The sequence below is a fragment of the Streptomyces sp. NPDC002520 genome (genome assembly GCF_053595235.1).
This window is the reverse complement of record NZ_JBSFXG010000002.1, coordinates 623889-632422: the sequence shown is the minus strand read 5'-3', so window position 1 is coordinate 632422 and position 8534 is coordinate 623889. Positions and strand designations below refer to the sequence as shown.

Below are 8534 nucleotides of genomic sequence, written 5' to 3'. Positions count from 1 at the left end.
GCGCCGGCTACGAGACGACCGTCAACCTGCTCGATCAAGCCGTCACAGCACTGCTCACCAGCCCCGACCAGCTCGGCCAGTTCCGGGCGCCCCCCTCGTCGTATGCCGTCGCATGCCGTCGTATGCGGGGAGCGGGTCGCGGCGCGCGCTACACGCGGACCTCGACGGTCTTCGCGAGCCGGTCGTGCAGGCCGCGGCCGTCCCGGTCCCAGATCAGGGCGGGGAGCGCCAGGCAGAGCAGGAAGGTGCGCAGCAGGGCCCGCAGCGGGTTGACCGTGCCGGTCCGCAGGGCCACCACCCGGATGCCGAAGAGGCGCTTGCCCGGGGTGAAGCCGATCGTGCCGACGGTCAGGGCGCTCATCACGAAGAAGACGAGCAGTGCCCAGTTGCTGGTGGCGGGGCTGTTGCCGTGCGTGATCAGGCCGTATGCGATCAGCACGCACAGTGCCCAGTCCACGGCCAGCGCGCCGAGCCGGCGGCCGGGCCGGGCCAGCGAGTTCGGGCCCTCCTCGGGCAGTCCGAGCTGCTCACCCCGGTACCCGAAGTCGGCACCGGCATCTTCCATGGCCGCCCGCGGTCCGGAGAGCCACGATCCGATTGCTTGCCTGTTGTCCACCCGCCCACGGTACTGCGCCCGGATTCGCACCGGACGCACAGGGGTGTCCCGGGGCTACCGTTGAAGGGTGGCTGGTTAACTTCTGCGAAACAAACGGGTCACGCCCGAGAAATCACCCGTCCCTAGGGTCGAGACCACCGTGTGCCACCGCACTGGGCGCACGAACGATCTACCACCCCGTCGAGGACGGTCGGGAGTAGGAGGAGCTGGATGTTCCAGAACGCCGACGAGGCCAAGAAGTTCATCGCGGACGAGGAGGTCAAGTTCGTCGACGTCCGCTTCTGCGACCTGCCGGGCGTCATGCAGCACTTCACGGTGCCCGTCGAGGCGTTCGACCCGGACGAGGAGCTGGCCTTCGACGGATCGTCGATCCGCGGTTTCCAGGCCATCCACGAGTCCGACATGGCCCTGCGCGCCGACCTGTCGACGGCCCGGGTGGACCCGTTCCGCCGCGACAAGACGCTCAACGTCAACTTCTTCATCCACGACCCGATCACGGGCGAGCAGTACTCCCGTGACCCGCGCAACGTGGCGAAGAAGGCCGAAGCCTACCTCGCGTCCACCGGAATCGCCGACACGGCGTTCTTCGGTCCCGAGGCCGAGTTCTACGTCTTCGACTCCGTCCGCTTCGCGACCAGCGCGAACGAGTCCTTCTACCACATCGACTCCGAGGCGGGCGCCTGGAACACCGGTGCGGTCGAGAACAACCGTGGCTACAAGGTCCGCTACAAGGGCGGCTACTTCCCGGTCCCGCCGGTCGACCACTTCGCCGACCTGCGCGCCGAGATCTCCCTGGAGCTGGACCGGGCCGGTCTGAAGGTCGAGCGCCAGCACCACGAGGTGGGCACCGCCGGCCAGGCGGAGATCAACTACAAGTTCAACACGCTGCTCGCCGCCGCCGACGACCTCCAGCTCTTCAAGTACATCGTGAAGAACGTCGCCTGGCGCAACGGCAAGACCGCGACCTTCATGCCGAAGCCGATCTTCGGTGACAACGGCTCGGGCATGCACGTGCACCAGTCGCTGTGGGCGGGCGGCGCCCCGCTGTTCTACGACGAGGCCGGTTACGCGGGCCTGTCGGACATGGCCCGCTACTACATCGGCGGCATCCTCAAGCACGCCCCGTCGCTGCTGGCCTTCACCAACCCGACGGTGAACTCGTACCACCGGCTTGTGCCGGGCTTCGAGGCGCCGATCAACCTGGTGTACTCGCAGCGCAACCGCTCCGCGGCCATGCGTATCCCGATCACCGGCTCCAACCCGAAGGCCAAGCGCGTCGAGTTCCGCGCCCCGGACTCCTCGGGCAACCCGTACCTGGCCTTCTCCGCCCTGCTCCTCGCGGGCCTGGACGGCATCAAGAACAAGATCGAGCCGGCCGAGCCGATCGACAAGGACCTGTACGAGCTGGCTCCCGAGGAGCACGCGAACGTCGCCCAGGTCCCGACGTCGCTGCCGGCCGTCCTCGACTCGCTCGAGGCCGACCACGAGTTCCTCCTCCAGGGCGACGTGTTCACGCCGGACCTGATCGAGACGTGGATCGACCTCAAGCGCACCCAGGAGATCGCGCCGCTGCAGCTGCGTCCGCACCCGCACGAGTTCGAGCTGTACTTCGACGTGTGACAGACCCGCGGACCGACGCTGAGGGCCGCCACCCGGAAACGCTCCGGGTGGCGGCCCTCTGCCGCGTCATGTCACCACGTCGTGTCACGCGGCTCTCGGCTCATGTCCTCGCCTCCCGGCGATCACCTCACCACGACCACGACCGTGCTGCCGTTGCCGTACCCGTAGCCGTTGCCGTAGCCGTAGCTGTACGGGAAGCCGTAGTTGAATCCGTAGTTGAAGCCGTTGTTGAAGCGGAAGCCGTTGCCGAAGCCGTTGCCGTAGCCGTAGCCGTAGCAATTGCCCCACCCGCCGCAGCCACGGTTGGTGGTGATCTGTGCGGGAGCGGCGGCCGAAGCCGTGGTGGCCGTGGCGATGGTGGCTCCGCCGGCCAGCAGGACGCCGGCGGCGGACATCGCCGCGAGACGCCTGGCACGCTGTGCATTCATGTACGTACCTTCCTTCCGCCCCCCGTGCGGTCGTCGACCGCACGAACCGGATGGCCGCGACCTGGCTTGAAAAGTCCGGTGCGGTCGTTGGTGTGGCCGTATTGTGATGGCCCCACTACTCGATGCTAGTAGCCCCTCGCCCCATCAGCATCCTGGACAGGATCAGCCCCCTGGGAAGCCCGGCGCCGTGCAACCTTTCACCGTTCCTATTAAGTGAGCAGGAGTGAGTCTTGGACCCACGCCTGGTCACTGCGGGCATCCCGAACGGTTGTGGATGTCCTGGTCGCCCGCTTTCGCTCCGTGTCCGGTGACACGGATCGTGTCCGTGGTCCGGGGATACGGGGGCGGGTTTCCTCACGCCCTGGGGTGCCCGGTGCGGCCTGGGCGGTCCGATGCCCGCGACGATCACTCCGGTCGTCGCGGGGCGGTGCCGTCCGACGCCGGATCGGGTGCCCCAGAGCGCGCCTGCCGATCGCGATACTCGCGGCATCGTGTCGGCTGGGTTTCCTGGTCTTGTGAGTGAGGGGTTTCTGCCAGTGCTGGGCGCCCCATCGGGACGTGTAGGCGGGGTCGACGGCGACGAGGGGGATACCGAGTTCGGCCGCCATACTGACCAGCCGAGCACGCAGACTGGAGGTGGGCAGGCCGGAGATCAGCCTGCGGAACGCCTTGCGCAGCCCGTGCCTCTCCCGCGTCTTCTCTGCAGTGAAGTCGAGGTCCTCAACCGCGATCGCGAGTCGGTGGCGCCTTGCGAAGTGCAGCAGGCGGGTGAGGGCATGGCGGACCTGGGCGTCGCGGTGGCTGGCACTGCCCGACAGGTCGTAGCCGAAGCGCATTGGTTCGCCGACCGGGTTGCCGTGCTTGTCGAGGCGCCAGGCGGCCAGGTGGTCGGCGTTGGTGTCGACACCGACCATCCCGTTCGCGCGGGCGGCCGAAAGGGGTACGACGGCGGCCGGGGGGATGGTCCAGGAAGCGGTGAGATACCAGCGCCCGCGCACGGTGTCTTCGTGGATGCGGTACGCGACGGCCCGGTTCGCGGCCACGCGGTCGCGCCACTGCTCGCCCCGGTGCGCGAACGCCACCTTCGCGGTGAGGACGTACCGGCCGTGCGGGGCGTTCGCCAGGTGCGCCAGCGGTGCGGGGAGTTTGAGGCTGACCTCACCGTCGGGGGTGACGCGGATGGTCTCGTTGCCGTACCGCTTTCCGGACTCCCCGTCCGCCTGGAGGAACCGGCGCCCGGCCTCCCACCGGGTCCGCCACCCGGCCTCGGTGAGCAGGGCCGTATCGAGGTGGTGGCGGGTGGCCAGCAGACGCTTGCCGCCTCGCACCACGTGCACCACACCGGCCTGCCAGTCGGCCCGCACGGCCTGGAGGCGGTCCTCGATGACGTGCAGGCGGCGGGACTTGGCATGCCACTCCCGCTTGCTTCGGTAGCCGCCCGGCGACTTTTTACTGCCCTTCTCCCCGAGGGGGAGGGACAGCCGGTGCGCGATGGTGCGCACTCCCGCCTCCAGGCCCTGCAGGTGCGCGAGCTGGGCGCGCCGGGCCAGTCCCCACTGGTCGTGGGTGGCCTTCGTGATCGACCCCGCCCACCGCGACGACGACAACCCGGTCAAAACCCGCTTGCGCTCCGCCCACGCATCGCTGTCGTGGTCCGGCCCGGCCGCACACCGTGCCCTCAGATCACGGGAGGCGAGCGAGCCGAGATGGTCACCCACCAGACGCAGTACCTGCTCGTCGTCGGCGGTCAGCTGCTTGAGCCGGTCACGGACCGCCACCCCGGACGGACCGGGCACCACGAACGGCGCCGCCACCTCCCGCACCCCACCCACCACCAACACCCTCCCCCCAACCCCGCAGAACCCCCGCCACCAAACCCAACGACCACCACCAGAAAAGGTCACCCATTCGATCAGGGAACTCCCGTTCCCTGCACCCCCGTCGCAGCCCGGACACTCACCCATGCATGCCAGAACACACTCGTGCGCTGTCCCGCGGCAGCGGCTCACAACCCTTCCCAGGCTTCCTACTCCCGGGGGATCATGCCCCCCTGGCCCTTCCGACGAGAGAGGTTGCACGGGGATGTCCGAACAGGACGACTGGGAGCGGGAGTTCGATCAACGGTGGGCGAGTTCCGCCGAGCACAAGGAACCCTCCGCACGGGCCCGCATGCTCGCCGCCCGCTGGAAGGAGAACCCCCCTGACCCGGCCCCCTTCCGCGCCGACCCCGACCCCGTCCCGCCACGCCGCTCCTCCTGGGTCTCCACAGCCGTGGTCCTCGGCTGCGTGGCCGTGGTGATAGTCCTGCTGGGATGGGCGCAGATGCGCTCGCCGTACTAGGGGCCATAGGAGACGACGCGCGCGCGTCAGGAGAGACGAGTGATGGATGAGGGCCGGCAGGGGGTCGTAGCCGCTCGGCGGCTCGTGGCGGGCGCCGCACTGGGCGACGTCCTGGACGCCGGCGACCCGGCCGCCTGGACGGCGCTGGACGAGGGCGCGCGGTCGGCATGGTGGTACGTCCCGGCGGATGACGTCCCGGTACGGGAACTGATGGACGGCGGCCGCTCGCTGACCGCGGTGCTGGGCGGCGACGGCCCGCTGACCGAGGGCCAGCTGGCGCTCGCCCTGTGTCACCGGGACGGCCGGATCCGGCACAAGGCGTTGCGGCGGGCCGCCGGGCGTCCGGCCCTGCTGCCCCTGGTCGCCGTGCGCTGCACCGACTGGGCCGAGCCGGTGCGTGACCTGGCCAGGGAGCTGTTCGCCGAGGCCCTGGACGTGGAGACGGCCGTGCGGCTGGCGCCCCTGGTCCGGCGCCTCGCCGACCGCCGGCGCGGCGACCATGTGCTCGCGCTGGTCGCCGGGGTACTGCGCCGGGCGCCCGCCGCCCGCCTGGCCCCGCTGTTCGCCTCCCCCGACCGCCCCGTACGCCGCTTCGCCTACGGGCTCGCCGTCGAGGACGGGCTCCTCTCCCCCGCCGAGCTGGCCCGCGCCGCCGCCGGGGACGACGACGTCGTCGTGCAGACGCGGTGCGCGGATGCGGCCTTCGCCGCCGTGGACGACGGGAACGCGGACGACGTACTGGGTCCGCTGCTCGGCGCCCACAACCCCCGGGCCCGGTCGGCCGGAGTGACCGCACTGCGGCGGCTCGGGCGGCCCGGACAGGCGGTGGGGTTCCTCGCGGACCGGTCGGCGCTGGTGCGGGCCTGTGCGCGGTATGTCGTACGGCAGCACGGGAACGATCCTCTGACCTGGTACCGGGAGCAGTGCGCCGATCCGGCTGGGCCGGGGCCCGCACCGGGTGCCGTCATCGGGCTGGCGGAGTGCGGGACGCGGGCGGATGCCGTGCTGCTGTGGCCACTGCTGGACCACGTCGTGCCGGGGGTGCGGGCGAAGGCGGTGGCCGGGCTGCGCACGCTGGACGTGACGGACGTGGCGCGCATGCGGCAGCTGCTGGACGATCCGGCGCCCGGGGTGGTCGGCGAGGCCACGCGCTCCCTGCTGCCGTCGGCCGGACTGCTGCCCGAGGCGTGGCTGACGGAGCGGCTGGCGGCCCGGCGGCCGCTGTGGGTGCGGGTGTCTGCGTACCGGCTGCTCAGGGCCCGGGGCGGGAAGGCGGGCGTGCGGGCAGCGGTCGCGGTGCTCGGGGATCCGGACGAACGGCTGCGGGCGCGGGGCGAGTGGGCCGTGCGCCTGGAGTTGCGGTGGGCGCGCGTGGGGTGGCCGGACCCGGAGATCGCGGAGCTGATGGACCAGGCCCGGGCCCTGTTGCCGTGAGCCGCTGGAACCAGTGGAAAGGCTTTGCTGGGACTAGGGGCGGTGGGGGCCTGTTCATGGGGGTCGGGAGGTGCACACTGGACAGCGGGACGAGTGCCTGAGTGCGGGGTGGTGCAAGATGCAGAGCCGCTTCCGGAGCGATCGCAAGCTGACTGTACGGATGACGGTCACGCTGTTTCTGCTCGGGCTGCTGTACGTGGCCTTCGTGGCCGCGTTGATCGTGTTGCTGAAGTCCTGGCTGCTGGTCGTGGTCCTGGTCGGGGCGATGTTCGTGGCGCAGTTCTGGTTCTCGGACCGGATCGCGATGTTCGCCATGCACGGGCGCGTCGTGGACCGGGAGGAGTATCCCGAGCTGCACGCGGTCGTCGACCGGCTGTGCGCGATCGCCGACATGCCGAAGCCGGTGGTCGCCGTGTCCGACATGGAGATGCCGAACGCGTTCGCGACGGGCCGCAATCCCGACCACGCCGTGGTCTGTGTGACCACGGGGCTGCTGCGGCGGCTGGAGCCCGCCGAGCTGGAGGGCGTGCTCGCGCACGAGCTGTCGCACGTGGCGCACAAGGACGTCGCGGTGATCACCGTCGCGTCGTTCCTCGGTGTGATCGCGGGGCTGATCGTGCGGTTCGCGTTCTATTCGCAGGTCTTCGGCGGGGGCCGCCGGGACCAGAACACCGCCGCCGTCTTCGCCGCCGTACTGGGTGTCTCCGCGGCCGTGTACGCGATCAGCTTCCTGCTGATCCGGGCCCTGTCCCGGTATCGCGAGCTGGCCGCCGACCGGGCCGCCGCGCACCTGACCGGCCGCCCCTCCGCGCTGGCGTCGGCGCTCACCAAGGTCTCCGGGGACATCGCCCGGATCCCGACGAAGGACCTGCGCACGGCCCAGGCCTTCAACGCCTTCTACTTCACGCCGGCCACAGGCAAGGAGCCCGGCATCGAGCGCTTCTTCTCCACCCACCCGACCCTGGAGCAGCGGCTCGACCAGCTGGGGCGGATCTCCGCGGAGCTGGGCGAGGCTGCCGCTCCCGGAAAGGCGGGGTGAAACCTTGGGCCTGCTGGACATCCTGCTGGGGCGTACGAAGCCGGTGGCGCCGGATCTCGACCGGCTGTTCGCGCTGCCGTCGGCGGCGGTGACGCTCGAGGCGGCGGTCGGGTACAAACCGACCGGCATCGGCGCGGTGTGCTTTGCGACGGTCGAGGGCGCGGCCTTCGAGCAGACGCACCGGGAGGTCCAGGCCCTGCTCGACGCGGACACGGACCGTACGGGTCCACCGGTGGAACTGCGCCAGGACGAGTACGGCTACTCCTGGCTGGTCTCCCGGCGGACCCCCGAGCAGCTGCCTCAGCTGGTCAACGATCTGCACGCGGTGAACAGCTCGATGGAGGTCAACGGCTTCGGCCCGCAGCTGCTGTGCTCGCTCGCCACGTTCGCGAAGGAGGGCGAAGGCGGACGCGAGGGCGAGGGCCGGAAGCTGGCGCTCGTCTACCTGTACAAGCGCGGCACCTTCTATCCGCTCTGTACACGCTCCGGCCAGCAGAAACGTGACAATCCGCTGGAGCTGCAGATCGCCGGCCTGCTGAAGAACGACCTGCGCATCGAGGAAGATCTGGCCCGATGGTTCCCCCTCTGGGGCGCACCCGGAATGGACTCGTGAGCGGGTGACGCCGACCCGCCAGGGCCTCGCCGGGCTTTGCCTCCTCGTCGCCGTTCTCGGCGACAGTCACCTTCCCTGCCCGGTGGCAGGACGTTCGCTCCCCGGATCACGGCCTCACGGAAGGTCGCCTCGCTCGTAGGGATCTCGGCGAACTCCAGGAGTCTTCGCCGCAAACGGCCGGTGTCCAGTACATGGACGGGAAACAAACGGTGCGCTGCCGGGACATTCGCGAGGGTGACTCCCCCATAGGTTGGCGCCGCACCGCCGACATCAGCTGTTGCCCCATTCGGAGGTCACCGAGTGAACGCGATCGAGCCGGTCTCAGACAGCAGTCACCTGTGTATTCGGCACATCATGGGCACCGCCGCCGTCCGCCGGCCGCGCACCGGGGGCACCGACCAACGCTGGAGCGGCGGATCCGGCTGAGCCGCCCGCCTCGGACCG

8 protein-coding genes are annotated in these 8534 nt (G+C 70.3%); 5 read left to right on the top strand and 3 right to left on the bottom strand.

Annotation, left to right across the window (positions count from 1 at the left end; genetic code table 11):
- Positions 1 to 148: 148 nt before the first annotated feature.
- Positions 149 to 616: an RDD family protein gene (locus ACWD5D_RS06005; RefSeq protein ID WP_451371559.1), complete on the bottom strand. Its 468-nt coding sequence runs from the start codon at positions 614 to 616 to the stop codon at positions 149 to 151.
- Positions 617 to 826: 210 nt separating this feature from the next.
- Between ACWD5D_RS06005 and glnA the strand changes: the two genes are divergently transcribed.
- Positions 827 to 2236 (top strand): type I glutamate--ammonia ligase, encoded by a 1410-nt coding sequence (gene glnA / locus ACWD5D_RS06000; protein WP_451371558.1) that lies wholly within the window; start codon positions 827 to 829, stop codon positions 2234 to 2236.
- Positions 2237 to 2358: 122 nt separating this feature from the next.
- On the opposite strand, the gene ACWD5D_RS05995 is transcribed toward glnA, so the two are convergent.
- Positions 2359 to 2664, bottom strand: a complete 306-nt coding sequence (locus tag ACWD5D_RS05995) for a hypothetical protein (protein WP_451371557.1) — start codon at positions 2662 to 2664, stop codon at positions 2359 to 2361.
- A 209-nt stretch (positions 2665 to 2873) separates the two neighbouring features.
- Positions 2874 to 4496, bottom strand: coding sequence for an IS200/IS605 family accessory protein TnpB-related protein (locus ACWD5D_RS05990; RefSeq protein ID WP_451371556.1), 1623 nt, complete (start codon positions 4494 to 4496; stop codon positions 2874 to 2876).
- A 250-nt stretch (positions 4497 to 4746) separates the two neighbouring features.
- On the opposite strand from ACWD5D_RS05990, the gene ACWD5D_RS05985 reads away from it, so the two are divergent.
- From ACWD5D_RS05985 to pspAB, 4 genes are all read left to right on the top strand, one after another.
- Positions 4747 to 5004 carry an SCO2583/SCO2584 N-terminal domain-containing protein gene (locus ACWD5D_RS05985; protein WP_451371555.1) on the top strand — a complete coding sequence of 86 codons (258 nt, stop codon included), beginning with the start codon at positions 4747 to 4749 and terminating at the stop codon, positions 5002 to 5004.
- A 42-nt stretch (positions 5005 to 5046) separates the two neighbouring features.
- Positions 5047 to 6438, top strand: a complete 1392-nt coding sequence (locus ACWD5D_RS05980; protein ID WP_451371554.1) for a hypothetical protein — start codon at positions 5047 to 5049, stop codon at positions 6436 to 6438.
- Between the two features lie 118 nt (positions 6439 to 6556).
- Positions 6557 to 7477: a zinc metalloprotease HtpX gene (gene htpX, locus ACWD5D_RS05975; RefSeq protein ID WP_451371553.1), complete on the top strand. Its 921-nt coding sequence runs from the start codon at positions 6557 to 6559 to the stop codon at positions 7475 to 7477.
- A 4-nt stretch (positions 7478 to 7481) separates the two neighbouring features.
- Positions 7482 to 8090 carry a PspA-associated protein PspAB gene (gene pspAB, locus ACWD5D_RS05970; protein ID WP_451371552.1) on the top strand — a complete coding sequence of 203 codons (609 nt, stop codon included), beginning with the start codon at positions 7482 to 7484 and terminating at the stop codon, positions 8088 to 8090.
- The last annotated feature ends 444 nt before the right edge of the window (positions 8091 to 8534 follow it).